We start from the raw sequence: 25,410 nt of genomic DNA on the forward strand, positions 1-25,410 counted from the left end.
CACCATAAGATCCGGCGACCCAACGAAATCCTCCGCATGAACATTGCCCTCGAGCGCCCCAACCAGCCCGACGTCATCCAGCTCATCGACGATCTTGATGCGTACAAGAAGCCGCTGTATCCGCCCAAGAGCCACCATGGCATCGACATTGCGGCACTGTCGGCGACGCACGTGCTGTTCGCGGTGGCGCGCGACGAGGCGGGCATGGCCATCGGCTGCGGCGCTCTCGTCGTGAACCCCGGCTACGGCGAACTCAAGCGCATGTATGTGCGCCAGCAAAACCGCGGGCAAGGCGTTGCGGCGAAGATGCTGAGCTTTCTCGAAGGCGAAGCCGCGGCGCGCGGTTGCACCCTGTTCCGGCTGGAGACGGGCGTGAGCCAGCCAGAGGCGCTCGCGTTCTATGCGCGCGCGGGGTATGCGCGGCGCGAGCGCTTCGGCCACTATCCCGACGATCCGTTGAGCGTGTTCATGCAAAAGACGATGAATCGTGGCGCACGATTCATCGATTGAGGCGTGAGGCGTTGACCCAGGGTTTTTCCTAGTCCTCGGGCATGTCGAATCGCAGCGGGCTCATCCGACGTAACCACAGAGGGTCGTCCTCTGTTCTTCAGGAGAAAGCAACCATGGCTACCAACACTGTTCGTCTGCACCGCGTCCTGCGCACCTCCCCCGACCGGCTCTACCGTGCCTTCGTGGAGGCCAGCGCGTTCGAGCGCTGGCTGCCGCCCTTCGGATTCACCGGCAAGGTCCACACCATGGAGCCCGTGGTGGGCGGCGCCTGGCGCATGTCCTTCACCAACTTCGGCACCGGCCACAGCCACTCGTTCGGCGGCAAGTACCTGGAACTCGTTCCCGGCCAGCGCATTGCCTACGACGCCAGCTTCGACGATCCCCATCTTCCGGGCACGATGAAGACCACCGTGACCCTGACCGCGGTGTCCTGCGGCACCGACATGTCCGTCGTGCAGGAAGGCATCCCCGACTTGATTCCCGCCGAGATGTGCTACCTGGGCTGGCAGGAATCGCTGATCGCGCTGGCCCAACTGGTCGAGCCGAACATTCCGGGTTGAGGGGCTTCCGCTTCGGAACCGTTTGAAGGGCGGCGCGGCGTGCCCGCGCCGGCGTCACCCATGCCGCGCCTCACTGCCGGCAAATCCTTCTAGCCCGGCCAGCTCTTCCAGGATAGGGCACTCGGGACGCTCGTCACCTTCGCAGCAGTGGGCCAGGCGCTCCAGCAGGCGCTTCATGTGCGCGAGCTCTTCGATCCGCTGGGCCAGCTCCTCGGCCCGTTCGAGCGCGACGCGCTTCACATCGAAACTCGCGCGGCGCCCGTCTTGCCACAGGGCATGCAGCTCGACGACTTCCGCTGTGTCGAAACCCAGCGTGTGCGCCCGTCGTACGAAGCGCAGTGTCGACACTGTTTGCTCGTCGTAGAGACGGCCGTCCGCGTCGGTGCCGTCGAGCAGCCCGAGCGACTCGCAGTCGTGCAGCAATTGCGCGGACGCACCAGAACGGGCAACCACGTCGGCAAGGGATAGGTGCGCCGCAGCAGTCGGCGCCGTGGGGTGTCCCATGAAGTTCTCCTTCGAGTCAAAACGCAAAAGTCTCAGCCTTCACACCATGGCAGGGTCAAGCCGCCGCATGACCTTGGCGCGCAAGGGGGTCAGGCTCCTGAGTTTTCGAGACCCGTCCGCCTGGCTTGTCCATCCCGGGTAAACCCCCGAATGCCCCCTCTCTTCTGGCCCGGTATTTGCGTCTACGATCGGAAATGACAGAAAATTTTCTTATCTGTCATATATTTGTAAATTCATTTTCATCGTTAGCACCCTTCCAGGTGCATCGCCTGCCCCATGAGCACCAACGTCGACACCCCAGGCACCACAGTGGCCCAGCGCATCGCGCAGGCGCTGCCGCGGCTGACGCGTTCGCATCGGCAGGTGGCCGACTTCGTGCTCGAGCACCCGCTGCAGGTTGCGACGCTGCCCATCGACGAGCTGGCGACCGCGGCGGGCGTGTCGGTCGCCACGGCCAACCGCTTCGCGCGGGCACTCGACTTCGACGGCTACGCCACCTTCCGCGCCGAACTCGTGCGCGGTTTCGAGTCGCTGGTGGCGCCGGTCGAACGGCTGCGCGGCAACCTGGAGCGCCCGACCACGGTCGCCGAGGTGTTCGCTACGGCACTCGACGAGAGCCGCCGCAACATCGAGGCCACGCGCCAGTCGCTGGACTACGCGGCTTGCGAGGCCGCGGTGCAGCGCATCCTGAAGGCGCGCTCGATCTACATCGGCGGCTTCGGTGCCAGCGCCTGGCTCGCGGGGCTGCTGCAACACGGCCTCGATGGTTCGTGCAGCGACGTGCGCATGCTCTCCAGCGTGAGCGGCATCACTCATGCGGCGCGCACGCTGATGCACGCGGGCCCGCAGGACCTGTTCATCGGCCTGACCTTTCCGCGCTACCTCACCGACACGGTGGCGCTGACGCAGATCGCGCGCGGCCAGGGATGCGCGGTGCTCGCGCTGACCGACCGCCCCAGCTCGCCGCTCGCGCCGCTGGCCGACGTGGTGCTGTATTGCCAGACCGAAACCAGCTACCGCCCCAACTGCGAAACCAGCGTGCTCGCACTGATCGAAGCGCTGACCAGCGCGGTCGCCCTGCGCGCGCCAGGCGCGGCGCAATCGGCCGGCCGCATCCTGCAGGCGGTGCGCCCGTGGCTGCACGGCGGACTGGGCCAGGGCCATGTGCGCGGCGAGGTCTCCATGCCATCCCTGCCCGCCGCGGCCGCTTCCGACGCCGGCAAGAAAAAGAAGAAAGCTTCCCGATGAAGAACGTCACACCCGTCATCGCCATCCACGGCGGTGCCGGCACCATCAGCGCGGCCACGACCGACGCCGCCCAGGCGCAGGCCTATCACGACGCCCTGCAGACCATCGTGCGCGCCGCGCAGGCCGCGCTGCTCAAGGGCATGTCCGCACTCGACGCCACCTGCCTCGCGGTCGAGATGCTCGAAGACTGCCCGCTCTTCAATGCCGGCTACGGCGCGGTGTTCACGCACGACGAAACGCACGAGCTCGACGCGGCCGTGATGGATGGCGCCTCGCTCGCGGCCGGCGCCATTGCCGGCGTGAGCCACGTGCGCCGACCGGTGCGCGCCGCGCGCGCCGTGCTCGAGGACGGCGCCCACGTGCTGCTGGCCGGCGCGGGCGCCGAGGCCTTCGCGCGCGAGCGCGGCCTGGAGATGGTCGAGCCCTTCTTCTTCTCGACCGATGCGCGCCGCCAGCAGCTGTACCGCGTGCGCGACACCGGCCGCGTGGTCACCGACCACGAGGGAGCCGCCATGACCAAACCGCCGCTGGACGAAGACAAGAAGCTCGGCACCGTCGGCGCGGTCGCGCTCGACATGCACGGCCACCTGGCCGCCGCCACTTCCACCGGCGGCATGACCAACAAGCGCGTCGGCCGCATCGGCGATTCGCCGCTCATCGGCGCCGGCACCTATGCAGACGACCGCACGGCCGCCGTGTCGTGCACCGGCAGCGGCGAGATGTTCATCCGCGTCGCGGCTGCCTACGACGTATGCGCCCGCATGGCCTACGGCGGTGCCACGCTCGAAGCGGCCACGCACGCGGTGGTGCGACAGTCGCTGCCCGCCATCGGCGGCACGGGCGGGCTGATCGCCGTCGACCGCCACGGCAACCTGAGCCTGGCCTTCAACACCGAAGGCATGTACCGAGGCCACGCGCGCGGCGACGAAGCGCCGAAGACGGCCATCTTCGCCTGACGCCGCAGGCCCCATTTTTCTTCGCACTCCCATGTCCACCCCTGCCATTGCCCTGCCGGACGGCCGCGTTCTCGCCGTCGACGACCTCACCGTTCGCTTCTCGACCTCCGAGCGCACGGTCGATGCCGTCAAGAAGCTGTCTTTCCACGTCGACCACGGCGAAACGCTCGCGGTGGTGGGTGAATCGGGCTCGGGCAAGTCGGTCACCTCGCTCGCGCTGATGCGGCTCGTGGAGCATGGCGGCGGGCGCATCCTCGATGGGCGCATGACCTTCCGCCGCCGCAACGGCGAAGTGCTCGACCTCGCACAGGCACGCGACACCACGATGCGCAACATCCGCGGCGCGGACATCGCGATGATCTTCCAGGAGCCGATGACATCGCTGAACCCGGTGTTCACGGCCGGCGAGCAGATTGCCGAGGCCATCCGCATCCACCAGGGCAAGAGCGACTCGGCCGCGCGCGCGGAAGCCTTGCGCATGCTGGAGCTGGTGCGCATTCCTGAAGCGCGCAATGTGCTCGACCGCTTTCCGCACCAGCTGTCGGGCGGCATGCGCCAGCGCGTGATGATCGCGATGGCGCTGTCGTGCAAGCCGCAGCTGCTGATCGCCGACGAGCCCACCACCGCGCTCGACGTGACCATCCAGGCGCAGATCCTCCAGCTCATCCGCGAGCTGCAGAAGGAGATGCGCATGGGCGTGCTCTTCATCACGCACGACATGGGCGTGGTGGCCGAGATTGCCGACCGCGTGCTCGTGATGTACCGCGGCGACAAGGTGGAAGCCGGCAGTTCCGACACCGTGTTCGCGGCACCGCAGCACCCCTACACCAAAGCGCTGCTGTCGGCAGTGCCCAAGCTCGGCGCGATGCAGGGCACCGACCTGCCGGCCAAGTTCGAACTGCTGCGCACCGAGGCCAGCGCCGACACCGTGCCGTGCACGCAGACCACGCCGCAGGACACCGTGCGCGAAGACGCCGGCCCCATCCTGCGCGTGCGCGACCTCGTCACGCGCTTCGACGTGCGCAGCGGCATCTTCGGCCGCGTGAAGCGCCGAGTGCATGCGGTGGAAAAGATCAGCTTCGACCTGTACCCCGGCGAGACGCTGGCGCTGGTCGGCGAATCGGGCTGCGGCAAGTCGACCACCGGCCGCTCGCTGCTGCGCCTGGTCGAAAGCCAGAGTGGCGCGATCGAGTTCGGCGGCAAGAACATCCGCGAGCTGCCCACGCGCGAACTGCAGGCGCTGCGCCGCAATATCCAGTTCATCTTCCAGGACCCGTTCGCTTCGCTCGATCCGCGCGTGACGGTGGGCTTCTCGATCATGGAGCCGCTGCTCATCCACGGCATTGCCAAGGGCGCCGAGGCGCAGCAGCGCGTCGACTGGCTGCTGCAGAAGGTCGGCCTGCCGCCCGAGGTGGCGCAGCGCTATCCGCACGAGTTCTCGGGCGGCCAGCGCCAGCGCATTGCGATTGCACGCGCGCTCGCGCTCAACCCCAAGGTGGTGGTGGCCGACGAATCGGTGTCGGCGCTGGACGTGTCGATCCAGGCGCAGATCGTCAACCTGATGCTCGACCTGCAGCGAGAGCTGGGCGTGGCCTTCCTTTTCATCTCGCACGACATGGCGGTGGTGGAGCGCATCAGCCACCGCGTGGCCGTGATGTACCTGGGCCAGATCGTCGAGATCGGCCCGCGCCGCGCCGTCTTCGAGGCGCCGCAGCACGCCTACACGCGCAAGCTGATGGCCGCGGTGCCGGTGGCCGACCCGTCGCGCCGCCACAAGCCGCGCGCGCTGCTCGAAGGCGAAATCCCGAGCCCGATCCGCGTGGTGGGCGACGAGCCCGAGGTGCCGCCGCTGGTGCAGGTCGCGCCGGGGCACTTCGTGGCACGGCACGCCATCGGCGGCGCTTTCTGATTTTTCAACCCGCAGGCCCTCCTGCTTTTTTCCTCGAACCGACTGGAGTTCTTTCCATGAAGCAATCTTCTTCCTCTCTGCGATGGGCATCGGCATTGCTGGGCCTGGCCGCGTTGGCCGCATCGGGCACGGCACTGGCCGCGAAAGATGTGGTGCTGTCCATCGGCTACCAGCCGGAAACGCTGGACCCGTACAACACCAACACCACCATCACCACGGCCGTGACCAAGACCTTCTATGAAGGCCTGTTCCAGTTCGACAAGGACCTGAAGGTGCAGAACGTGCTCGCCGAGAGCTACGACGTGTCGAAGGACGGCCTGGTCTACACCATCAAGCTGCGCAGCGGCGTCAAGTTCCACGACGGCACCGACTTCAACGCCGACGCGGTGAAGTTCACGCTCGACCGCGTGCTGAACCAGGACAACAAGCTGCTGCGCTACAACCAGTTCAACCGCGTGAGCAAGGTCGAGGTGGTGAACCCCAGCACCGTGCGCATCACGCTGAAGGAGCCCTTCGGCCCCTTCATCAACTCGCTGGCCCACGCATCGGCCGCCATGATCTCGCCCACCGCGCTGAAGAAGTGGGGCAACAAGGACATCGCCTTCCACCCCGTGGGCACGGGCCCCTTCGAATTCGTCGAGTGGAAGCAGACCGAAGCCGTCAAGGCCAAGAAGTTCGACGGCTACTGGAAGAAGGGCTTCCCGAAGGTCGACAACGTCTCGTGGAAGCCGGTGCTCGAGAACAACACGCGCGCCGCGATGCTGCAGACCGGCGAGGCCGACTTCGCCTACCCCATTCCCTATGAGCAGGCCGACCTGCTGAAGAAGAGCGAGAAGCTCGAAGTGGTGGCGACGCCCTCGATCATCACGCGCTTCCTGGCATTCAACATGCTGCAGAAGCCCTACGACAACCCGAAGGTGCGCGAAGCCATCGGCTACGCCATCAACAAGGAAGCGCTGGCCAAGGTCGCCTTCGGCGGCTACGCCTTCCCCGCTCAGGGCGTGCTGCCCCAGGGCGTGAAGTACGCCGAGAAGATGGCGCCCATTCCCTATGACGTGAAGAAGGCCAAGGAACTGATGAAGGAAGCCGGCTACCCCGACGGCTTCGAATCGGTGCTGTGGAGCGCCTACAACAACACGACCTCGCAGAAGACGATCCAGTTCGTGCAGCAGCAGCTCGCGCAGATCGGCATCAAGCTGCAGGTGCAGGCGCTCGAAGTGGGCCAGCGCACCGAGCAAGTGGATGCATGGCCCGATCCGAAGACGGCCAAGGTCCGCATGTACTACACCGGCTGGTCGTCGTCGACCGGCGAAGCCGACTGGGGCCTGCGCCCGCTGTTCGCCTCGGAAGCCTGGGCTCCGAAGCTGAACAACATGTCGTTCTACAAGAGCGAGGTGGTGGACAACGCGCTGGCCAAGGCGCTGGTGACCACGGACGAGAAGGAACGCACTGCGCTGTACAAGACCGCGCAGGAAGAGATCCGCAAGGACCTGCCGCGCGTACCGATGATCACCGAGCAGAACCTGTCGGCGCACGCCAAGCGTCTCTCGGGCGTGTTCGTGATGCCTGACGGCAACATCAACATCGATGCGATCGCCACGTCGAACTGATCCCGGCTCCTCGTTTCCTGACTGACTGCCCGACGGGCGATGGCATGCTGCCATCGCCCGATCGCGGCAACCGCACCCCATGCTGAATTACTTCCTCAAACGACTGTTGGGCCTGATCCCCACGCTGCTCATCGTGGCAGTGCTGGTGTTTCTGTTCGTCCACATGCTGCCCGGCGACCCGGCGCGACTTGCCGCCGGCCAGGACGCCGACGAGCAGACCGTGGCCATGGTCCGCGCGGAGCTCGGGCTGGACAAGCCGCTGCCGCAGCAGTTCGTGAACTTCTTCACCCACATGCTGCAGGGCGACTTCGGCACCTCGATCCGCACGCGGCGGCCTGTGTCGGTGGAGATCGGCGAGCGCTTCTTCCCGACGGTGATGCTCACCATCACCAGCATGGTGTGGGCGGTGATCTTCGGCATGGGCATCGGCATCGTGTCGGCCGTGTACCGCAACCAATGGCCGGACCGGCTGGGCATGACGCTCGCCGTATCGGGCATCTCTTTCCCTGCATTTGCCCTGGGCATGCTGCTGATGCAGATCTTCTCGGTCCAGCTCGGCTGGCTGCCCACGGTGGGCGCCAGCAGCTGGAAGCACTACATCCTGCCCTCGATCACGCTGGGCGCGGCCGTGGCGGCCGTGATGGCGCGCTTCACGCGGGCCTCCTTCGTCGAGGTGATCCAGGAAGACTTCGTGCGCACCGCGCGCGCCAAGGGCGTGCACGAATCCAGCGTGGTGTTCAAGCACACGCTGCGCAACGCGCTGATCCCGGTGGTCACCATGATGGGCCTGCAGTTCGGCTTCCTGCTGGGCGGCTCCATTCTTGTGGAAGCGGTGTTCAACTGGCCGGGCCTCGGCCGCTTGCTGGTGGACGCGGTGCAGATGCGCGACTACCCCGTCATCCAGACGCTGGTGCTGCTGTTCTCGCTCGAATTCATCCTGATCAATCTCGTGGTCGATGTGCTGTATGGCTACATCAACCCCACCATTCGCTACAAGTGAGCAGCAAGCCATGACGCAAGCTACCGGCGCGACTGCCGATCCGATCACTCAGCCCATCGTGGCGGTTCAAACCGCCGGCAAGGTCCGCACCCCTTGGGGCGAATGCTGGCGCCGCTTCAAGAAGCAACCCGTGGGCATCGTCGCCGCGGTGTTCGTGCTGCTGCTGGTGTTCGTCGCAGTGTTCGCACCCTGGATCGTGCCCTTCGATCCGGAGAACTTCTTCGACTACGACATGTTGAACACCGGCCCCTCGGCCGCGCACTGGTTCGGCGTCGATCCACTCGGGCGCGACATCTTCAGCCGCATCCTGGCCGGCGCGCGCATCTCGCTGATGGCGGGCTTCTTGTCGGTGGTGCTGGGCGGCATCATCGGCACCGCCTTCGGCCTGCTGGCCGGCTACTACGAAGGCTGGTGGGACCGCATCGTGATGCGCATCTCCGACGTGCTGTTCGCCTTCCCCGGCATTCTTCTCGCGCTCGGCGTGGTCGCCATCCTGGGCAGCAGCATGACCAACGTGGTGGTGGCGGTGTCGGTGTTCAGCGTGCCAGCGTTCGCGCGGCTCGTGCGCGGCAACACGCTGGTGCTCAAGCAGCAGACCTACATCGAAGCCGAGCGCAGCATCGGCGCATCCGACTGGACCATCATCGTGCGGCACATCCTGCCGGGCACCATCTCCTCGATCGTGGTGTATTTCTCGATGCGCGTCGGCACCTCGATCATCACGGCGGCCAGCCTCTCCTTCCTGGGCATGGGCGCGCAGCCGCCGACGCCCGAATGGGGCGCGATGCTCAGCGAGGCGCGCGCCGACATGGTGACCTCGCCGCACGTGGCGCTGTTCCCCAGCCTGGCCATCTTCTTCACCGTGCTCGCCTTCAACCTGCTGGGCGATGCGCTTCGCGACGCGCTCGATCCGAAGATCGACCGGCAGTAATTCTTCGTTCATGCCATCCATCACCCTGCCCTACATCGGCAACCTGCTCCAGGGCGCGCGCAACGCCATCACCGACGTCGAAGGCGTCACAGTCGGCCACCAGACGCTGGATGACGGCGGTGTTCAGACCGGCGTGACGGTCGTGCGACCGCATGCCGGCGATCCGTTCCGCGACAAGGTGCCGGCGGCCGCCGTGGTGCTCAATGGCTTCGGCAAGAGCGTGGGACTGGTGCAGCTGGCCGAGCTCGGCGTGCTCGAGACGCCGATTGCGCTGACCAACACCTTCTCGGTCGGCACGGTTGCCACGGCGCAGATCCGCCATTGCGTGGCGGCCAACCCCGAGAGCGGCCGTTCGCTGCCCACGGTCAATCCGCTGGTCTTCGAGTGCAACGACGGTTTTCTGAACGACATCCAGCGGCTGGCCGTGACCGAGGCGGACTATCTTCGCGCGCTCGACGGCGCCGGCACCGATTTCGCGCAGGGCTCGATCGGCGCGGGGCGTGGCATGTCGAGCTTCCAGTTCAAGGGCGGCATCGGCAGCGCCTCGCGACGCGTGTCGGCGCTGGACGGCGACGTGCATACCGTGGGGGCGCTGGTGCTGGCGAACTACGGGCGCCAGCCGCAGCTGGTGCTGGCCGGCCATGCCGTCGGCGAGCGGCTGGCGGCGCACGGCACGGCCGAATGCAAGGAGCCGGAGAAAGGCTCGATCATCATCGTGGTCGCCACCGACGCGCCGCTCGATGCGCGCCAGCTGCGCCGGCTGGCGCTGCGCGCGGGCGCGGGGCTGGCGCGCACCGGCTCGGTCTTCGGCCATGGCAGCGGCGACATCGTGCTGGCCTTCTCCACCGCCTACACCGTGCCCGATCGCATCGACCGGCCGATGCCGGCCATTGCGATGGTGCACGACGGGCTGCTCGACGGGCTTTTCCAGGCTGCGGCCGACAGCACCGAGCAAGCCATTCTTCACGCGCTCTGGCGTGCCACGGCCGTCACCGGCCGCGATGGCAACCACCGGCAGGCGCTGTCCGAGCTTCTGCCGCCCTCTTCTCTTTCTTCCTTTGCGGAATCGAGCATCCCTTCATGAAAGTCCTGATCTCCACCGACATCGAAGGCGTTGCCGGCGTTTACCACTCGGAGCAGACGCGTCCCGGCAACCCGGAATTCGAGCGTGCTCGCCTGCTGATGACGCAGGAGGCCAATGCCGCGATTGCCGGGGCCTTCGATGCCGGCGCCACCGAGGTGCTGGTCAACGACTCGCACGGCGGCTTTCGCAACATGCCGCCCGACGTGCTCGACCCCCGCGCCCGCGTCGTGCAGGGCAAGCCGCGCTACCTAAGCATGGTGGCGGGCGTGGAGGAAGAAGGCGTGGAAGCGGTCTGCATGGTGGGCTACCACTCGCGCGCGCAGGGCCGGGGCATCCTCGCTCACACGATCAACAGCTTTGCCTTTGCCGGCATCCGGCTCGGCGACCAGGAGCTGGGCGAGGCCGGGCTCTACGGCGCGCTGGCAGGCGAGTACGGCGTGCCGGTGGTGATGGGCAGCGGAGACGACGTGTTCATCGCCGAGAACCGCGCACTTTTCCCGCATGCGGCGTTTGTCGAGACGAAGAAAGCGACGGGCTTCAACAGCGGCGTGTCGCTGTCGCCGGAGCAGTCGCGCAAGGCGATCCGTGCCGGCGTGGCCGAGGCGCTGGCTGCGCGTGGCAATGCAAGGCCGCTGGTCTTCAAAGGTTCGCAAGTGGTCACGCTGCGCACCCAGTCGCCGATGATGGCTGATCTGTTTTGCCAGTGGCCAGCGTTTGAGCGGGTCGATGGCGTCACCCTGCGCTTCAACGCCGAGACGGTGGAGGCTGCGGTGCGCATGCTGAACTGCTGTTCGGCGATGTCGTCGATGCTGCGCTGATATCGGGCGGTCGGGGGAGACGGTGCCAGCGCTTCGCTGGCGGGCATGGCGTTGGCGGACCCGTTTCAGTGGCGCTCAGGGCCCGGGTAATGCGATGGGGATCGCGTAGTGCATGACGGATGTGTCCGACGTCGGGTGGTACTGCGAATCGTATATTTCAAGGTCCGGCCCCAGGGTGTGCGACTTTCCGGACGACAACATCCAGCTGGAATAGATGTAGTTCACCGTCGCGTCGATCTTCTGGGCGGCGCCCCGATGGGTGAAGCGCGCGTAGGTCGATGCAGGCACTTGCATGGCAACCATGCCGAGCGGCAGTTCGCCAGGGCCGCGGACCTCGGTGCATGCGAGATAGCGCAACTGTTCGCTGTGCGGCCCCGCCGGTGCCACGACGCCGTAGCAGACTCCGGGCACCGCATGGGCAATCTCCTTCAATCGCGGCAGAAACTGGGCCCACAGGGGAGGCAGTTTCTGGCCGAGGTTGTTTTTTTCAGAATCGATGCCGTAGTAGTCGGTGGGCATTCCCACCATCTGCATGGCCGGCTGCGCCTTGATGTCGGGCGTCAGGGAGATGTTCTGGTGAAGGTGCGCGAGGTAGCTTTGGTCGAACCGGATCTTCCGGATGAAAAGCGACCGGTTTCCCATCTTGCGGTATTGCGACGGCGTCAACCGGAAGCACTCCCTGAAGGCGCGGGTGAAGCTTTCCTGGGTTTCGTAACCCGCCGCCAGCGCAATATCGAGCACGCTCAGCCGGGTGCCGGTCAGCTGCTCCATCGCCTCTGCAAATCGGCGCGACCGGATGTAGGTCTTCAAGGTTTCGTTGGTCAGCGCCTTGAAGATCCTTTGGAAATGCCACTGGCTCAACCCGGCGGCCCGTGCGACATCGGAGGGATGGATATCGGATTCGAGATGGGCCTCGATGAAGTCGATGCCCTCCTGTATTTGCCTGAGATAAAGCACGGCCGTATCGGCTCAAGCGGTTTCGAAGAAACCGGTCATGGAAACCAGCCGGTCCTGGTCGTTGTAGCGGCCGTAACTCACGCCTTCTCCGATCACCTGGCGGCTGCCATTCAGCATGTTCCATTTGGCGATGCTTTGCCGATGGTGGCTGGCAAAGTAGTGTGTGACGAAATGGCCACCCGGCACTTGACGGTGGAAGTCATCCATGCAGGCCGTCAATTGCGCCCAGCCCTGGGCGGTGGCCAGCGGGTCCTCGTAGGTGCAGGCAGGGTCGAGGGACTGGGCAAAGAGGGCTTCCCTGTCCGCGGCCGAATTTGCCTTCCATGACGCGGTATAGATCTCCCAGATGGATTGAAGCGAAGGGCTCATGGTGTGCTCCTGACGAGTGGTTTGGAGACGCCATGGTGCCGAGCCCCTGCGTGCCGTTTGGACATTTTGTGCTTATTTTCAGGCCAGAATTGCCGGTCCGGCGGCTCCTCGCCGGCGCCAGCGCCTTATCCGGAATAAGCATCCAACCGCCCCGCAACCCGCATGGATGCTGGCGAATAAGCTTATCCGCATAAGGCGCGAACCAAAAAATAGTTTGTTTCCATAAGGCCGGCTTTCAGAATCTCGGCTTCTTGCTGGGGCGATGGACGCACTGCACTTCAAGACACACGCACGATGTACCAATACACAGAATTCGACCGACAGTTCGTTCATCAACGAGCCGCCCAATTCCGAGACCAGCTCGAGCGCTGGCAAAAGGGCCGCCTTCACGAGGACGAGTTCCGCCCGCTGCGGCTGCAAAACGGCTGGTATGTCCAGCGCTACGCACCGATGCTGCGCGTGGCCGTGCCTTACGGCGAGCTCTCCAGCCGCCAGATCCGCGTGCTGGCCCGCATCGCCCGCGAGTACGACGAGCCCGAAGCCGAGGTCTACAAGAAGGCCATCGAGACGCAGGGCCTGCTCGGCAGCCACAAGCTCCCGACCCACTACGCCCATTTCTCGACACGCCAGAACGTCCAGTTCAACTGGATTCCGCTCGCCAAGTCGGCCGACGTGATGGACCTGCTGGCTTCGGTCGACATGCACGGCATCCAGACCAGCGGCAACTGCATCCGCAACATCACGAGCGACGAGCGCGCCGGTATTGCCGTCGACGAAATCGCCGATCCGCGTCCGTTCGCGGAAATCATGCGGCAGTGGAGCACGCTGCACCCCGAGTTCGCGTTCTTGCCGCGCAAGTTCAAGATCGCCATCACCGGCGCCACCGAAGACCGCGCCGCGACCGGTTGGCATGACGTGGGCCTGCACATCGTGAAGAACGAGGCCGGCGAGATCGGCTTCCGCGTGCAGGTGGGCGGCGGCATGGGCCGCACCCCCATCATCGGCACCGTGCTGCGCGAGTTCCTGCCCTGGCAGCAGATCATGAATTACCTCGAGGCGGTGATTCGTGTGTACAACCGCTATGGCCGCCGCGACAACATCTACAAGGCGCGCATCAAGATCCTGGTGAAGGCCGAGGGCCAGCGCTACATCGACGACGTCGAGGCCGAGTACAAGCAGATCCTCGAGCACGACGGCGCGCCGCACACCATCACGCAGGAAGAGTACGACCGCGTGGCCGCCTCCTTCGTGCCGCCGACGCTCGCCACCCGCGTGCTGCAAAGCGCCGAGAAGACCGACGCCGAGCTGCGCGCCCAGGCCGCCGACGACGTCATGTTCGCCCGCTGGCTGGCGCGCAACGTGGCGCCGCACAAGAACCCCGCGCTGCGCGCCGTGACGCTGTCGTTCAAGCGCCTGAAGCAGGCGCCCGGCGATGCCTCGGCCGACCAGCTCGACACGCTCGCGCAATTGGCCGACCGCTTCTCGGCCGGCGAAGCCCGCGTGACGCACGACCAGAACGTCGTGCTGCCCTGGGTGCACGCCGAAGACCTGCACGCGCTGTGGCTTGCCGCCCGCGCTGCCGGCTTTGCCAGCGCCAATGTGCACCTGCTGACCGACATGATCGCCTGCCCCGGCGGCGACTTCTGCGCGCTGGCCAATGCGCGCTCCATTCCCATCGCCGAAGCGATCACCGAGCGTTACCAAGACCTCGACGAGCTCGACGACCTGGGCGAGATCGACCTGCACATCAGCGGCTGCATCAACTCGTGCGGCCACCACCACAGCGGCCACATCGGCATCCTGGGCGTCGACAAGGACGGCAAGGAGTGGTACCAGGTCACCCTTGGCGGCTCCGACGGCTCCGCGCTCAGCGGCACGTCGCAGGCCGGCAAGGCGGTCGGCCCGTCGTTCTCGGCGGCCGAAGTGCCGGGCGTGATCGAGGCCGTGCTCACCGCGTACCGCGACACCCGCGAGAGCGGCGAGAACTTTATCGACACGCTGCGCCGCGTGGGCCATGACCCGTTCAAGGCCGCGGCCAACGGTGCGCGTTTCAAGGTGGAGGAAGCAGCATGAAGAAGAACCTGAACATCCTGGCCGCCGAAGAACATGTGGACGACGGCGACCCGAAAGTGCTGCAGTTGCCGAACGACGCAGACCCGCTCGCCATCGAGGTATGCCTGGAAGACATCGAGCGCATCGACCTGAACTTTCCGAAGTTCACCGACGGCCGCGCCTACAGCCAGGCCTTCCTGCTGCGCCGCCGCCTGGGCTTCAAGGGCGACATCCGCGCCACCGGCGACGTGCTGATCGACCAGCTGGTGCAGATGGAACGCACCGGCTTCTCCAGCGCCGTGCTCAAGGAAGGCGTGGACGCCTCCGACGCGCAGCGCCAATTCGACCGTTTCGCCGCGTTCTACCAGGGCGATGCGGTGAAGACCGCGCCGCACTTCGTGGCCGGCACCTGAGCCCCAAGAGACCTTCAGCCATGAGCATGGACCTCACCAAAATCAACGCCGAACTCGGCCGCAACGCCGAGGGCCTGGTGGACTGGGCGATCGGCCTGGGGCAGCCCACCATCGTCACCACCAACTTCCGCCCTTTCGAGGCCGTGATCCTGCACATGGTCACGCGCGCCAAGCGGGATGTTCCCGTGATCTGGATGGACAACGGCTACAACACCGAGGCCACATACCGCTTTGCCGACGAGGTGACGAAGCAACTGGGCCTGGACTTGCACATCTACCTGCCGCGCCGCTCGCGTGCGCATCGCGAAGCGGTGGAGGGCCCGACGCCGGCACTCGACGATCCGCGCCATGCCGCCTTCACGGAAGAAGTGAAACTGGAGCCCTTTGCCCGCGCGCTGCGCGAGACGGCGCCCAAGGTCTGGTTCACCGCGCTGCGGGCCACCGACACGGCCGTTCGTGCGCAGATGGACCCGGTCAGCGTCAACCCGGACGGCCTGATCAAGGTCGCACCGCTGCTGCACTGGTCGTCCAAGGAGTTGTACGAGTACTGCGAGGCGCATGGCCTGCCGAACAACTTCGATTACGTGGACCCGACCAAGGGCGAAGACAACCGCGAGTGCGGATTGCATCTTGCGCACTGAGAGCCAAGGTCTCACCGATTCACCGCATCCAGCATCCCCTCCGATGAACGCCCGTACCGAAACCGAACTGCTGCAGCCGCCCATGCACTCTCCCGCGCGCCTGTCCAACACGCACCTCGATGCACTCGAAGAAGAAACCGTCTTCATCCTGCGCGAGGTCGCGGCCGCCTTCGAGCGGCCCACCCTGCTGTTCTCGGGCGGCAAGGATTCACTAGTGCTGCTGAAGTGCGCGGAAAAGGCCTTCGGCGCCGGCCGCATTCCCTACCCGCTGCTGATGATCGACACCGGCCACAACTTCCCCGAAGTGACCGACTACCGCGACCAGCGCGCGAAGGAGCTGGGCGCCGAACTCATCGTGCGCAGTGTCGAAGACTCGATGAAGCGCGGCACCGTGCGCCTCGCGCACCCCGGCGAATCGCGCAATGCGCACCAGTCGGTGACGCTGCTCGAAGCCATCGAGGAGTTCCGCTTCGACGCGCTGATCGGCGGCGCCCGCCGCGACGAAGAAAAGGCGCGCGCCAAGGAGCGCATCTTTTCGCACCGCGATTCCTTCGGCCAATGGCAGCCCAAGGACCAGCGCCCCGAGCTATGGACGCTGTTCAACACGCGCCTCGCTCCCGGCGAGCACTTCCGCGTGTTCCCGATCTCGAACTGGACCGAGCTCGACGTGTGGCAATACATCGAGCGCGAACACGTCGGCCTGCCGTCGATCTACTACACGCACAAGCGCGAAGTGGTCGAGCGCCGCGGCCTGCTGGTGCCGGTGACCGGGCTGACCCCGGCGCGCGACGGCGAGACGGTGCAGGTGCGCGACGTGCGCTTCCGCACCGTGGGCGACATCACGACCACCTGCCCGGTCGAGAGCCTCGCGGCCGATGCGGGCGACGTGGTGCTCGAAACCCTGTCGGTCGACGTGAGCGAACGCGGCGCGACCCGGATGGACGACATGACCTCCGAAGCTTCGATGGAAAAACGCAAGAAAGACGGTTACTTCTGATGAGCGCGACGACGACAGCCTCCCCCCAAGAACTTGCCGCTCACGGCGACACCGGCACCGCCCTGCGCTTCATCACCTGCGGCTCGGTCGACGACGGCAAGAGCACGCTGATCGGCCGCCTGCTGGTCGACAGCAAGACCGTGCTGCAGGACCAGCTCGCCGGCGTGCAGCGCGGCGGCGAGACCGACCTGGCCCTCCTGACCGACGGCCTCTCGGCCGAGCGCGAACAGGGCATCACGATCGACGTGGCCTACCGCTACTTCTCGACCGCCAAGCGCAAGTTCATCATCGGCGACGCGCCGGGCCATGAGCAGTACACGCGCAACATGGTCACGGCGGCCTCGGCCGCCGACGCCGCCGTGGTGCTGGTCGACGCCACCAAGCTGGCCTGGGCCGCCGAGGTGGAAGACGGCACCGTGGTCAAGCGCGAGCTGCTGCCGCAGACGCGCCGCCACTCGCTGCTGTGCCACCTGCTGCGCGTTCAGTCGATCGTGTTCGCGGTCAACAAGCTCGACGCCATCGACGACGCCGGACTCGCCTTCGAGCGCATCTCGGCCGCGCTGAACGCTTTTGCCGAAGCTGCCGGCGTGCAGGTCGCGGCCATCGTGCCGATCTCCGCGCTCAAGGGCTGGAACGTGGCCACGCGCCATGCCGACTGGGTCGGCTACGAAGGTCCCAGCCTGCTGGAGCTGCTCGAGGAACTGCCCGTGACGGCGCAGGACGAGGCCGTGCCTTTCGCCTTTCCGGTGCAGTGGGTCGAGAAGTTCTCGGCCTCCGCCGACACCTCGCAAGGCCGCCGCGTGTTCTGGGGCCGCGTCGCCTCGGGCCATGTGGAACCCGGCCAGCGCGTGACCGTGCTGCCGAGCAACCAGACCGCCACGGTCGCGCAGGTGCTGAGCCATACGCGCCAGCCGAAGTCGGTGCATGCGGGCCACAGCGCCGGCATCGTGCTCGACCGCGAGGTCGACGTGTCGCGCGGCGACTGGCTGCTGGCGCCCGAGGCCTTCGAGCCGGTGCGCGAGATCACCGCCACCGTGGCCTGGCTCGACGACGAGCCGCTGGTCGCGGGCCGTGTGTACTGGGCGCTGCAGGGCCACCGCTGGGTCAAGGCCAAGGTGGCGCGCATCGTCGATCGCGTGAACATCACGACGCTCGAATCGGAGCCGGCAACGCAGCTGGAAGCCAACGCCATCGGCGACGTGGTGCTCGCGCTGCAGCAGCCGCTGGCCGTGCTGCCCTTCACGCAATCGCGTGCACTGGGCTCGCTGGTGCTGGTCGATACCGCCTCCCACAAGACCGCTGCTGCCGTGCTCGTGCAGCCTGCCGCCGCAAGGGCCTAAAATCTGGGGTTTTCCCCGATCAAACTGACGTTAAAAGACAAATGACCCACGTCGTCTCCGAAGCCTGCATCCGCTGCAAATACACCGACTGCGTGGACGTTTGCCCCGTCGACTGCTTCCGCGAAGGTCCCAACATGCTGGTGATCGATCCGGACGAGTGCATCGACTGCGCGGTCTGCATCCCCGAGTGCCCGGTCAACGCGATCTACGCCGAGGAAGACCTGCCGGCCAACCAGATCGCCTTCATCAAGATCAACGCCGAGCTGGCCCTGGCCGACGGCTGGAAGAGCATCACCAAGCGCAAGCCGGCGCTGCCTGATGCTGAAGAGTGGAAAGACAAGACCGACAAGATCGGGGAGCTGGTCCGCTGAACCAGCCGGCCGCCACCGCCGCTGCGATCGAAACCGACGCGCTGATCGTCGGCGCCGGCCCCGTGGGGCTGTTCCAGGCCTTCCAGCTCGGCCTGCTCGAGATCTCCTGCCACATCGTCGATGCGCTGCCCGCCGCGGGCGGCCAGTGCGTGACGCTCTACGGCGACAAGCCGATCTACGACATTCCCGGCACGCCGGTCACCAGCGGCCGCGGCCTCGTGCAATCGCTGCTGGAGCAGATTGCGCCCTTCAAGCCCCAATTCCATTTCGGCGAGCAGGTGGCCACGCTCGAAAGGCAGGCCGACGAGCGGCTGCTGCTGACCACCTCGGCTGGCACCGCTTTCCTCGCCAAGACGGTGTTCATCGCGGCCGGCGTCGGCGCCTTCGTGCCCAAGCGCATCGCCGTCGAGGGCATTGCGCAATTCGAGGGCGCATCGCTTTTCTATCACCCCGATTCGCTGGAGCGTTTTACCGGCCAGACCGTGGTGGTCAACGGCGGTGACGACATCGCGCTCGAAACCGCCATCGCGCTCACCGCCATCGTGAAGCAGGTCACGCTGGTGCACCGGCGCGACGGCTTCCAGGCCGAGGAAGCCACCGTGTCGGCCATGCGTACGCTCGTGGCCGAGGGCAAGCTGGCCTTCAAGGTCGGCCAGCCCACCGCCTTCGATGGCAGGCAGTTGCAGATCACCACGCCCGATGCGACCACGCTGGACCTGCCGCTGGACGCACTGGTCGCCTGCCTCGGCATCTCGCCGCGCCTCGGCCCCATCGCCGACTGGGGGCTGGAGCTGGAGCGCAAGCAGGTGCCGGTGGACACCGAGAAGTACGAAACCCGCGAACGCGGTGTGTTCGCGGTGGGCGACATCAACACCTACCCGGGCAAGAAGAAGCTCATCGTCTGCGGCTTCCACGAAGCCACGCTGGCGGCCTGGGGCGCCACGGCCATCGTCTTTCCGGGCAAGGCCGTGCCGCTGCAGTACACGACCACCAGCACCCGCCTGCACGAGCTGCTGGGCGTGGCCGGCTCCCGCTAGTTCCTGGCACCGGGCAACAGCGCCCGGTACTCGCCGATGAACCTGCCGATGGCGGCCACGTAGCGGTCGATGTCCGCATCGGTCAACGGCAGCGACAGCACGACGAAACCGCGCGGCGAGGTATAGATACCCTCGCTCAGCAGGTGGAAGAACAGCAGCTGCCGCAGGCGGGCATCCACCGGCGCCAGGTCGTCCGTGCTGCGTACCTCCCCGCCCACGAAATGCGCGTTCATCAGCGAACCGATGCCGGTGAACTGCATCGCGACGCCCTCGCTTGCGCACAGCGCGTTGAGCCGTGTCCGCATCGCATCGCCCCGCCCGGCCAGCGCGCCCGCCGCCTCCGGCGTGAACAGCTTCGTGAGCCCCGCATGGCCGGCCGCCATCGTCAGCACGTTGTTGTTGAAGGTGCCCGAATGGGCCAGCGGGCCGGTGCGCGGGTCGAACAGCGCCATCACGTCGGCACGACCACCGAAGGCACCGAAGGACATGCCGCCGCCGATGTACTTGCCCAGCGTGGTCAGGTCCGAGCGGATGCCCAGCTTGTTCGCCAGGCCGTGCGGTGCCAGGCGCGAAGTCATCACCTCGTCGAATATCAGCAGCGCGCCGACGCGCGTGGCAGATTCGCGCAGCGCCTGCAGAAACTCCAGGCGGCCCGGAATGCAACCGCTCGCGCCCTGCATCGGCTCCAGGAGGATGGCGGCGATCTCGGGGCCGTGTTTCTCGATCTGCTCCCGTGCGACCTGCGTGTCGTTGTAGGGCAGCACCAGGAAATCGAAGGGCACGGTCGTTGGCAATGGCTTGGCACCGAAGCCCAGCACGCCGCCGTGATAACCACCCGAGAACACGACGAGCTTGCGGCGGCCTGTGAAGTGCAGCGCCGCCGTCAGCGCCATCAGGTTCGCCTCGGTGCCCGAGTTGGTGAAGCGCAGCTGCTCGATCTGCGGAAAGCGCTCGCAGATGAGCCTTGCGAGCCGGCCTTCGAGCAGGTTGTGGCCCGTGAGGTTGATACCGCCCTTCATCGCCTCGGCGACGGCCTCGCGGATCTCGGGCGCCGAATGGCCGTAGACGCCGGCCGTGTACTCGGCGATGAAGTCGGCGTAGCGGTGGCCGTCGGCGTCCCATAGCGCGGCGCCCTCGCCCTTGGCGATGGTCAGCGGAAACGGCGCGTAGAACAGCACCGAGCGGCTGTTGGCGCCGGGCATGTAGCGCGCCTGTTCCTCGAACTGGCGCAGGCTCGCCGGGTTGCCTTCGGTGAAGCGCCGGTGCGCGGCTGCAAGGGCCTGGTCGATGTCGGCATGGGCCATGGCGATGTCCTTTCGGGATGACGCGCCCTTCGCATGCAGCGAAATTTATTGATCAATGCTCAATTTATTTTGTTTATACAGTCAAGCAGGCTGCCGCACAATGGCTGCAACCATGACGAAGAACCCGCTCCCCAAGCCCCCGAAGCCGCGCACCGCCGGCCGCCCCTCCGGCGGCGCAGGCCTGACGAAACAGCGCATCGCCGAAGAGGCGCTCGCGCAGATCGACGAATTCGGCCTCGGGGCCTTCAGCATGCGCGAGGTGGCTGCGCGGCTCGACGTCTACCCCGCCACGGTGCACTGGCACGTGAGCACGCGCGAGGCGCTGCTGGCCGAGGTGGCAGCCCTCGTCATGGCCGAGGTCGCGCCGCCGCCCGGCAGGCTCATCTGGAAGGAATGGCTCGCCGAACTCTTCCGGCGCTGCCGTGCCGCCGTGCGGCGTCATCCGAACGTGGCGCAGCTGCTGGGAGCGCAGCTGGTGTCGAACGGCAGCCTGCCGATGGAGCTGGTCGAAGGCGTGCTGGCCGCGCTGTCCGAGGCCGGCTTCGAGGGCGAGCAGCTGCTGGAGGCCTACAACTGCGTGGTCGCCGCGATGCTGGGCTTCCTCACGATGGAGTTCTCGCCCCTGCCCGCCGACAACACCCAGGCCTGGGCCGAAGAGCTGCGCGAGCGCGTGCACACGATCCGCCCGCTCGACCATCCGGTGCTCACGCGCAACCTGCCGCAGCTGGCCAACAAGGCTTTCATCCTGCGCTGGGACAACGGCACGACGGTGCCGCTCGACGGCAGCTTCGAGCGGCACATCCAGATCACCATCGACGGGCTCGAGGCCTTCGCGCGCCGAGTCGAGGCCGCATAGGACTCGCGGTTCGTACAGCGGCTCGCCGATGGTGGTGGCCTGCGGCCGGTGCTTCTGCGGGTTTACCCCCTGGAATGGCACGCCCGTCGTCGCGGGCTTCCCCGCAGCGGATAAACTCCGCCCTGCGCCGCGGTTCGCCACGGTGCAATTGCTAGGGGTGCTGAGCGGCTTGCCGTCCGGCTGAGAAAGTCCCTTTGAACCTGTCCGGTGGTTTCACCGGGGGCCCGCATCGTTTCCAACGACGCGGGCTCGAGGCAATCCTCGCGCAGGGAAGCTGGTCCGGTGGCCTCTCACGTTCTCTCGCGTGACGGCTGTGCCGCTCGGGCCCCGCCCACCTGCCAAACCTTTTGCACTGGAGCAAATGGATGGCAAACGATGACACCGCTACCGGCGCCAACGAGGCGCTGACGCCGCTGCCCGCCTCGCAGCGCGTGTTCGGCTGGCACGACCATGCCTCGCTCTGGTTCAGCCTCGGCGTGGGTCTGCTGGTGATGCAGATCGGCGCCTACCTGGTGCCGGCAGTGGGCACGCGCGACGCGGCGATTGCCATCGTGTTCGGCTCCTGTGTCGGCGCCGGCCTGCTGGCCTGGACTGCGCGGCTGGGCTGCGAGAGCGGCCTGGCGAGTGCGGGCCTGATGCACGCCACCTACGGCAGCGCCTTCGCGCGGCTGCCGGTGCTGCTCAACATCGTGCAGCTGGTGGGCTGGACCACTTTCGAACTGGTCATCATGCGGGAAGGCACGCAGGCCATCGGCCAGTCGGTGGTCGGCCCTTCGCTCGGCACCGCCTGGGGCGGCGTGCTGACCACGCTGCTGTGGGGCGCGGTGCTGCTGGCGCTGCTCGCAGGCTCGATGGTCAGGCTGGTGCGGCGCTTCGTGAGCCGCTTCGGCCTGCCGCTGGTGGTGCTGTCGCTGCTCTGGCTCACATGGCAATTCGCGACGCGGCTGCAGGCCAAGGGCCTGGACGCCTTCTGGGCACGCCCGGGTGACGGCACGATGGGCATGTTCAGTGCGCTCGACCTGGTGATTGCGATGCCGGTGTCATGGCTGCCGCTGGTGGCCGACTACGCGCGGCACGGCCGACGCAGCGCGACCGGCAGGGGCGGCCTGGGCAGCGCCTTCAGCGGCACCTGGATCGGCTATGCGCTCGCCAACATCTGGTGCTACGCACTGGGCGTGATGGTGGTGAGCGTGGCTGAGCCCGGCACGGATCTGGTCACCGCGCTGCTGCTGGCACAGGGCGGGCTGGTGGCGCTGGGGCTGATCCTGATCGACGAACTCGACAACGCGTATGGCGATGTCTATTCGGGCTCGGTCTCCACGCACAGCCTGCTGCCGCGATGGAGCGTGAAGCGCTGGGGCCTGCTGTTGGCCGCGCTGTGCATCGCATTGGCGCTGGTGCTGCCGATGCACACGCTGGAGCCCTTCCTGCTGCTGTTGAGCTCGGTGTTCGTGCCGCTCTACGGCGTGATCATCGGGCGGCTGGGCAGCGGCCAGTCGGTGTCGCCGGCCGGCACGCGGCAGATCGATTTCGGCGCAGCGCTGATCTGGATCGCGGGCATTGCGGCGTACCACGCGCTGGCCAGGTGGGCGCCGCAGTTCGGCTCTGCGCTGCCCACGCTGGCGGTGACTTTTGTTCTCGCGCGGCTCAGCCGGCCTTCACCGGCAAACGGTGCGTCGGCACTGGCGCAAAGCCGTGGTTGAGGGGGCCATGACCCGCGCCGACCTGCACGTTCGCACCAGCGGCCATCGCGCCGAGGATGTAGTCGCGCGCCTGTTCGACCGCCTCGGGCAGCGCCGCGCCCAATGCCAGATGCGCGGCAATGGCCGAAGACAGCGTGCACCCCGTGCCATGCAGATTGCGGCTGGCAATGCGCCTGGAAGCCAGCCGCTTGCGTTCGCCGCCGGATTGCAGCAGCACGTCGACCACGTCGTCGCCCGGCAAATGGCCGCCCTTGAGCAGCACGGCCTTTGCACCGAGCGCGAGCAGTTCGTCGGCGGCGCCGTCGAGGGCATCGACGCCATCGATGGCATGGCCGATCAGCAAGGCGGCTTCATCAAGGTTGGGCGTGACGACCACGGCGCGCGGGAACAGTTCGCGCACCAGCACCTGCACCGTCTCGGCCGCGATCAGGCGGTCGCCGCTGGTGGCGACCATCACGGGGTCGAGCACCACGTTCTTCAACTGATAGCGGTCGATGGCCCAGGCCACCACCTCGACCACCTCGGGCGCGTGAAGCATGCCGAGCTTGACGGCATCGACGCCGATGTCTTCCACCACCGCCTGTATCTGCGCCTTGAGGAAATCGGGCGGCACGCCGTGGATGCCCGAGACGCCGAGCGTGTTCTGCGCGGTGAGCGCGGTGATGGCCGTCATGCCATAGCAGCCGAGCGCCGCGAAGGTCTTGAGGTCGGCCTGGATGCCGGCGCCGCCGCCGCTGTCGGAGCCGGCGATGGAGAGCACGCGTGCGTAGCGCTGGGTGGGTGCTGGGGTCATGCCGAAAATTATCGGCGACCGGGCATGCATTTCTCCCTCCCCTTCCGGGGGAGGGTGGGGGTGGGGGCACGCGGCGCATCCACTTGGCGCTCTGCCTGCCCCCATCCCAGCCTTCCCCCAGAGGGGGAAGGAGCAAGACCATGACGCTCGCTTTTCAATCGGCGGCCATCCTCGGCGCAGGCCTCATGGGCCGGCTGCTGGCGGTGACGCTCGCGCAGGCCGGCTGCAAGGTCGATCTGTTCGAAGCCGGCAGTCCCGATGCCGAAGGCGCCGCCGCGCGCGTGGCTGCGGCGATGCTCGCCCCGTTGGCCGAATCGGTCGTGGCACCGGTGTCGGTCGTGCGCATGGGGCAGCATGCGCTGTCGCGCTGGCCCGAACTGCTTGCCTCGCTCGCTCAGCCCGTGTTCTTCCAGCGCGAAGGCACGCTGGTGCTCTGGCACCGGCAGGACGCCGCCGAAGCCGCACGGCTTGCGCGCGTGCTTGCGAACACCGGCACACAGGTGCCTGAGCTCGCGCCGATGCAGACGCTCGACGCGCAAGCAATCTCCGCGCTCGAACCTTCGCTGGGCCAGCGTTTCGCACAGGGCCTGTTCCTGCCGGGCGAAGGCCAGCTCGACAACCGCGCGTTGCTGACTTCGCTGCTCGCCACGCTGCAGGCCAGCCCGCGCGTCACGCTGCACTGGCAATCGCCGCGCGCACCCTCGGACTTTTCGCCCGGCGCGACGGGCCAGACCGACTGGGTGATCGACTGCCGCGGCCTCGGCGCCAAGCCGCAATGGAACGCGCTGCGCGGCGTGCGTGGCGAGGTGATCCGCGTGCACGCGCCCGAGGTGAGCCTGAAGCGCCCCACCCGCCTCGTGCATCCGCGCTACCCGCTCTACATCGCACCCAAGCCCGGCAAGCTGTTCGTGATCGGCGCGACCGAGATCGAGTCGGACGACATGTCGCCCGCCAGCGTTCGCTCCACGCTCGAACTGCTGAGCGCCGCCTATGCCGTGCACAGCGGCTTTGCCGAGGCGCGCATCGTCGAGATCGCCACGCAGTGCCGCCCCACACTGCCCGACAACCTGCCCGCCATTCGCCAGCCGCAGCCGCGCGTGCTGCAGATCAACGGCCTGTACCGCCACGGTTTCATGATCGCGCCCGCGCTGCTCGACGCCGCGATGGAACTGCTTTCGCATGGCCACTCGGCCCTCGCAAGGAGCTTCGGCATGGAGACCTCCGAAACATGACGATGAACATCCTGATCAACGACAAGCCCTTCACGCTGCCGGACCACGCCAGTCTGACCGACGCTCTGGCGGCATTGAACGCCACGCCGCCTTACGCAGTGGCCGTGAACCGCGAGTTCGTGCCGCGCTCGGCATACGCCGCGCGCACGCTTCAACCCGACGACCGCATCGAAGTGATCCGCCCCGTGACCGGCGGCTGAATGATGGAGACAAAG

26 protein-coding genes are annotated in these 25,410 nt (G+C 66.8%); 21 read left to right on the forward strand and 5 right to left on the reverse strand.

Annotation, left to right across the window (positions count from 1 at the left end; genetic code table 11):
• The first annotated feature begins 36 nt into the window (after positions 1–36).
• Both ASD05_RS26780 and ASD05_RS26785 read left to right on the forward strand, forming a co-directional pair.
• Entirely contained in the window at positions 37–510 is a 474-nt protein-coding gene (locus ASD05_RS26780) for a GNAT family N-acetyltransferase (protein ID WP_056599039.1), read from the forward strand.
• A gap of 113 nt (positions 511–623) precedes the next feature.
• The gene (locus tag ASD05_RS26785) at positions 624–1,070 is read left to right on the forward strand and encodes an SRPBCC family protein (RefSeq protein ID WP_056599043.1); all 447 of its coding nucleotides are present in this window, start codon (positions 624–626) and stop codon (positions 1,068–1,070) included.
• A 54-nt stretch (positions 1,071–1,124) separates the two neighbouring features.
• Here ASD05_RS26785 and ASD05_RS26790 read toward each other — a convergent pair whose 3' ends face one another.
• The gene (locus tag ASD05_RS26790; protein ID WP_056599045.1) at positions 1,125–1,574 is read right to left on the reverse strand and encodes a MerR family DNA-binding protein; all 450 of its coding nucleotides are present in this window, start codon (positions 1,572–1,574) and stop codon (positions 1,125–1,127) included.
• Positions 1,575–1,850: 276 nt separating this feature from the next.
• On the opposite strand from ASD05_RS26790, the gene ASD05_RS26795 reads away from it, so the two are divergent.
• The 8 genes from ASD05_RS26795 (at position 1,851) to ASD05_RS26830 (ending at position 11,130) form a co-directional block, all read left to right on the forward strand.
• The gene (locus ASD05_RS26795) at positions 1,851–2,822 is read left to right on the forward strand and encodes a MurR/RpiR family transcriptional regulator (protein WP_056599048.1); all 972 of its coding nucleotides are present in this window, start codon (positions 1,851–1,853) and stop codon (positions 2,820–2,822) included.
• Positions 2,819–3,778 carry an isoaspartyl peptidase/L-asparaginase family protein gene (locus tag ASD05_RS26800; protein ID WP_056599052.1) on the forward strand — a complete coding sequence of 320 codons (960 nt, stop codon included), beginning with the start codon at positions 2,819–2,821 and terminating at the stop codon, positions 3,776–3,778. Before ASD05_RS26795 ends, ASD05_RS26800 begins: the two co-directional genes overlap by 4 nt.
• A gap of 31 nt (positions 3,779–3,809) precedes the next feature.
• Entirely contained in the window at positions 3,810–5,687 is a 1,878-nt protein-coding gene (locus ASD05_RS26805) for a dipeptide ABC transporter ATP-binding protein (RefSeq protein ID WP_056599056.1), read from the forward strand.
• 56 nt (positions 5,688–5,743) lie between these two features.
• Positions 5,744–7,297, forward strand: coding sequence for a glutathione ABC transporter substrate-binding protein GsiB (gene gsiB / locus ASD05_RS26810; protein WP_056599059.1), 1,554 nt, complete (start codon positions 5,744–5,746; stop codon positions 7,295–7,297).
• Positions 7,298–7,376: 79 nt separating this feature from the next.
• On the forward strand, positions 7,377–8,297 hold the full coding sequence (gene gsiC, locus ASD05_RS26815; protein WP_056599063.1) for a glutathione ABC transporter permease GsiC: 921 nt from the start codon (positions 7,377–7,379) through the stop codon (positions 8,295–8,297).
• Between the two features lie 10 nt (positions 8,298–8,307).
• Complete coding sequence (gene gsiD, locus ASD05_RS26820) at positions 8,308–9,228, forward strand: glutathione ABC transporter permease GsiD (protein WP_056599066.1); 921 nt, start codon at positions 8,308–8,310, stop codon at positions 9,226–9,228.
• Positions 9,229–9,238: 10 nt separating this feature from the next.
• Complete coding sequence (locus tag ASD05_RS26825; RefSeq protein ID WP_056599069.1) at positions 9,239–10,312, forward strand: P1 family peptidase; 1,074 nt, start codon at positions 9,239–9,241, stop codon at positions 10,310–10,312.
• Complete coding sequence (locus tag ASD05_RS26830; RefSeq protein ID WP_056599072.1) at positions 10,309–11,130, forward strand: M55 family metallopeptidase; 822 nt, start codon at positions 10,309–10,311, stop codon at positions 11,128–11,130. Before ASD05_RS26825 ends, ASD05_RS26830 begins: the two co-directional genes overlap by 4 nt.
• A 75-nt stretch (positions 11,131–11,205) precedes the next feature.
• Here the strand turns inward: ASD05_RS26830 and ASD05_RS26835 are convergent, their stop codons facing one another.
• Both ASD05_RS26835 and ASD05_RS26840 read right to left on the reverse strand, forming a co-directional pair.
• Entirely contained in the window at positions 11,206–12,087 is an 882-nt protein-coding gene (locus ASD05_RS26835; protein ID WP_056599075.1) for an AraC family transcriptional regulator, read from the reverse strand.
• Between the two features lie 12 nt (positions 12,088–12,099).
• A complete protein-coding gene (locus ASD05_RS26840; protein WP_056599079.1) occupies positions 12,100–12,456 on the reverse strand; it encodes a hypothetical protein in 357 nt (118 codons plus the stop codon).
• Between the two features lie 294 nt (positions 12,457–12,750).
• Here ASD05_RS26840 and ASD05_RS26845 point away from each other — a divergent pair, with 294 nt between their 5' ends.
• From ASD05_RS26845 to ASD05_RS26875, 7 genes are read left to right on the forward strand one after another with little or no spacing between them, the layout of a single operon-like run.
• A complete protein-coding gene (locus ASD05_RS26845) occupies positions 12,751–14,529 on the forward strand; it encodes a nitrite/sulfite reductase (protein WP_056599082.1) in 1,779 nt (592 codons plus the stop codon).
• Positions 14,526–14,921, forward strand: a complete 396-nt coding sequence (locus tag ASD05_RS26850; protein ID WP_056518187.1) for a DUF934 domain-containing protein — start codon at positions 14,526–14,528, stop codon at positions 14,919–14,921. The genes ASD05_RS26845 and ASD05_RS26850 overlap by 4 nt, the downstream gene beginning before the upstream one ends.
• A gap of 20 nt (positions 14,922–14,941) precedes the next feature.
• Complete coding sequence (locus tag ASD05_RS26855; RefSeq protein WP_056599085.1) at positions 14,942–15,562, forward strand: phosphoadenosine phosphosulfate reductase family protein; 621 nt, start codon at positions 14,942–14,944, stop codon at positions 15,560–15,562.
• A gap of 43 nt (positions 15,563–15,605) precedes the next feature.
• A complete protein-coding gene (gene cysD / locus ASD05_RS26860; protein WP_007839298.1) occupies positions 15,606–16,559 on the forward strand; it encodes a sulfate adenylyltransferase subunit CysD in 954 nt (317 codons plus the stop codon).
• Positions 16,559–17,899 (forward strand): sulfate adenylyltransferase subunit 1, encoded by a 1,341-nt coding sequence (locus ASD05_RS26865; RefSeq protein WP_056518184.1) that lies wholly within the window; start codon positions 16,559–16,561, stop codon positions 17,897–17,899. The genes cysD and ASD05_RS26865 overlap by 1 nt, the downstream gene beginning before the upstream one ends.
• A 41-nt stretch (positions 17,900–17,940) precedes the next feature.
• Positions 17,941–18,270 carry a ferredoxin FdxA gene (gene fdxA, locus ASD05_RS26870; protein WP_056599092.1) on the forward strand — a complete coding sequence of 110 codons (330 nt, stop codon included), beginning with the start codon at positions 17,941–17,943 and terminating at the stop codon, positions 18,268–18,270.
• The gene (locus tag ASD05_RS26875; RefSeq protein ID WP_082572399.1) at positions 18,228–19,307 is read left to right on the forward strand and encodes an NAD(P)/FAD-dependent oxidoreductase; all 1,080 of its coding nucleotides are present in this window, start codon (positions 18,228–18,230) and stop codon (positions 19,305–19,307) included. The genes fdxA and ASD05_RS26875 overlap by 43 nt, the downstream gene beginning before the upstream one ends.
• On the opposite strand, the gene ASD05_RS26880 is transcribed toward ASD05_RS26875, so the two are convergent.
• Positions 19,304–20,611, reverse strand: a complete 1,308-nt coding sequence (locus ASD05_RS26880) for an aspartate aminotransferase family protein (RefSeq protein ID WP_056599095.1) — start codon at positions 20,609–20,611, stop codon at positions 19,304–19,306. The genes ASD05_RS26875 and ASD05_RS26880 overlap by 4 nt on opposite strands.
• Positions 20,612–20,723: 112 nt before the next feature.
• Between ASD05_RS26880 and ASD05_RS26885 the strand changes: the two genes are divergently transcribed.
• Positions 20,724–21,467 carry a TetR/AcrR family transcriptional regulator gene (locus ASD05_RS26885; RefSeq protein WP_235508114.1) on the forward strand — a complete coding sequence of 248 codons (744 nt, stop codon included), beginning with the start codon at positions 20,724–20,726 and terminating at the stop codon, positions 21,465–21,467.
• Between the two features lie 365 nt (positions 21,468–21,832).
• Entirely contained in the window at positions 21,833–23,170 is a 1,338-nt protein-coding gene (locus ASD05_RS26890) for a purine-cytosine permease family protein (protein WP_056599101.1), read from the forward strand.
• Here ASD05_RS26890 and thiD read toward each other — a convergent pair.
• Complete coding sequence (thiD, locus tag ASD05_RS26895) at positions 23,115–23,963, reverse strand: bifunctional hydroxymethylpyrimidine kinase/phosphomethylpyrimidine kinase (protein WP_082572401.1); 849 nt, start codon at positions 23,961–23,963, stop codon at positions 23,115–23,117. The two genes, ASD05_RS26890 and thiD, sit on opposite strands and share 56 nt — an antisense overlap.
• 140 nt (positions 23,964–24,103) lie before the next feature.
• Between thiD and ASD05_RS26900 the strand changes: the two genes are divergently transcribed.
• Both ASD05_RS26900 and thiS read left to right on the forward strand, forming a co-directional pair.
• Positions 24,104–25,195: an FAD-dependent oxidoreductase gene (locus tag ASD05_RS26900; protein ID WP_056599107.1), complete on the forward strand. Its 1,092-nt coding sequence runs from the start codon at positions 24,104–24,106 to the stop codon at positions 25,193–25,195.
• Positions 25,192–25,395 carry a sulfur carrier protein ThiS gene (gene thiS / locus ASD05_RS26905; RefSeq protein ID WP_056599111.1) on the forward strand — a complete coding sequence of 68 codons (204 nt, stop codon included), beginning with the start codon at positions 25,192–25,194 and terminating at the stop codon, positions 25,393–25,395. The genes ASD05_RS26900 and thiS overlap by 4 nt, the downstream gene beginning before the upstream one ends.
• Positions 25,396–25,410 lie beyond the last annotated feature (15 nt).

Source organism: Variovorax sp. Root434 (assembly GCF_001426595.1).
In the GTDB taxonomy this organism is placed as follows: Bacteria; Pseudomonadota; Gammaproteobacteria; order Burkholderiales; family Burkholderiaceae_C; genus Variovorax.

What these genes read in the sequence shown, in the direction of transcription:
- ASD05_RS26880 (WP_056599095.1), bottom strand. Translation starts at nt 20,611, where the DNA reads ATGGCCCATGCCGACATCGACCAGGCCCTTGCAGCCGCGCACCGGCGC.
- gsiB (WP_056599059.1), top strand. Translation starts at nt 5,744, where the DNA reads ATGAAGCAATCTTCTTCCTCTCTGCGATGGGCATCGGCATTGCTGGGC.
- ASD05_RS26800 (WP_056599052.1), top strand. Translation starts at nt 2,819, where the DNA reads ATGAAGAACGTCACACCCGTCATCGCCATCCACGGCGGTGCCGGCACC.
- ASD05_RS26890 (WP_056599101.1), top strand. Translation starts at nt 21,833, where the DNA reads ATGGCAAACGATGACACCGCTACCGGCGCCAACGAGGCGCTGACGCCG.
- ASD05_RS26840 (WP_056599079.1), bottom strand. Translation starts at nt 12,456, where the DNA reads ATGAGCCCTTCGCTTCAATCCATCTGGGAGATCTATACCGCGTCATGG.
- gsiC (WP_056599063.1), top strand. Translation starts at nt 7,377, where the DNA reads ATGCTGAATTACTTCCTCAAACGACTGTTGGGCCTGATCCCCACGCTG.
- ASD05_RS26830 (WP_056599072.1), top strand. Translation starts at nt 10,309, where the DNA reads ATGAAAGTCCTGATCTCCACCGACATCGAAGGCGTTGCCGGCGTTTAC.
- ASD05_RS26795 (WP_056599048.1), top strand. Translation starts at nt 1,851, where the DNA reads ATGAGCACCAACGTCGACACCCCAGGCACCACAGTGGCCCAGCGCATC.
- cysD (WP_007839298.1), top strand. Translation starts at nt 15,606, where the DNA reads ATGAACGCCCGTACCGAAACCGAACTGCTGCAGCCGCCCATGCACTCT.
- ASD05_RS26845 (WP_056599082.1), top strand. Translation starts at nt 12,751, where the DNA reads ATGTACCAATACACAGAATTCGACCGACAGTTCGTTCATCAACGAGCC.
- ASD05_RS26785 (WP_056599043.1), top strand. Translation starts at nt 624, where the DNA reads ATGGCTACCAACACTGTTCGTCTGCACCGCGTCCTGCGCACCTCCCCC.
- ASD05_RS26780 (WP_056599039.1), top strand. Translation starts at nt 37, where the DNA reads ATGAACATTGCCCTCGAGCGCCCCAACCAGCCCGACGTCATCCAGCTC.
- ASD05_RS26885 (WP_235508114.1), top strand. Translation starts at nt 20,724, where the DNA reads ATGACGAAGAACCCGCTCCCCAAGCCCCCGAAGCCGCGCACCGCCGGC.
- fdxA (WP_056599092.1), top strand. Translation starts at nt 17,941, where the DNA reads ATGACCCACGTCGTCTCCGAAGCCTGCATCCGCTGCAAATACACCGAC.
- gsiD (WP_056599066.1), top strand. Translation starts at nt 8,308, where the DNA reads ATGACGCAAGCTACCGGCGCGACTGCCGATCCGATCACTCAGCCCATC.
- ASD05_RS26900 (WP_056599107.1), top strand. Translation starts at nt 24,104, where the DNA reads ATGACGCTCGCTTTTCAATCGGCGGCCATCCTCGGCGCAGGCCTCATG.
- thiD (WP_082572401.1), bottom strand. Translation starts at nt 23,963, where the DNA reads ATGACCCCAGCACCCACCCAGCGCTACGCACGCGTGCTCTCCATCGCC.
- ASD05_RS26805 (WP_056599056.1), top strand. Translation starts at nt 3,810, where the DNA reads ATGTCCACCCCTGCCATTGCCCTGCCGGACGGCCGCGTTCTCGCCGTC.
- ASD05_RS26825 (WP_056599069.1), top strand. Translation starts at nt 9,239, where the DNA reads ATGCCATCCATCACCCTGCCCTACATCGGCAACCTGCTCCAGGGCGCG.
- thiS (WP_056599111.1), top strand. Translation starts at nt 25,192, where the DNA reads ATGACGATGAACATCCTGATCAACGACAAGCCCTTCACGCTGCCGGAC.
- ASD05_RS26850 (WP_056518187.1), top strand. Translation starts at nt 14,526, where the DNA reads ATGAAGAAGAACCTGAACATCCTGGCCGCCGAAGAACATGTGGACGAC.
- ASD05_RS26855 (WP_056599085.1), top strand. Translation starts at nt 14,942, where the DNA reads ATGAGCATGGACCTCACCAAAATCAACGCCGAACTCGGCCGCAACGCC.
- ASD05_RS26865 (WP_056518184.1), top strand. Translation starts at nt 16,559, where the DNA reads ATGAGCGCGACGACGACAGCCTCCCCCCAAGAACTTGCCGCTCACGGC.
- ASD05_RS26790 (WP_056599045.1), bottom strand. Translation starts at nt 1,574, where the DNA reads ATGGGACACCCCACGGCGCCGACTGCTGCGGCGCACCTATCCCTTGCC.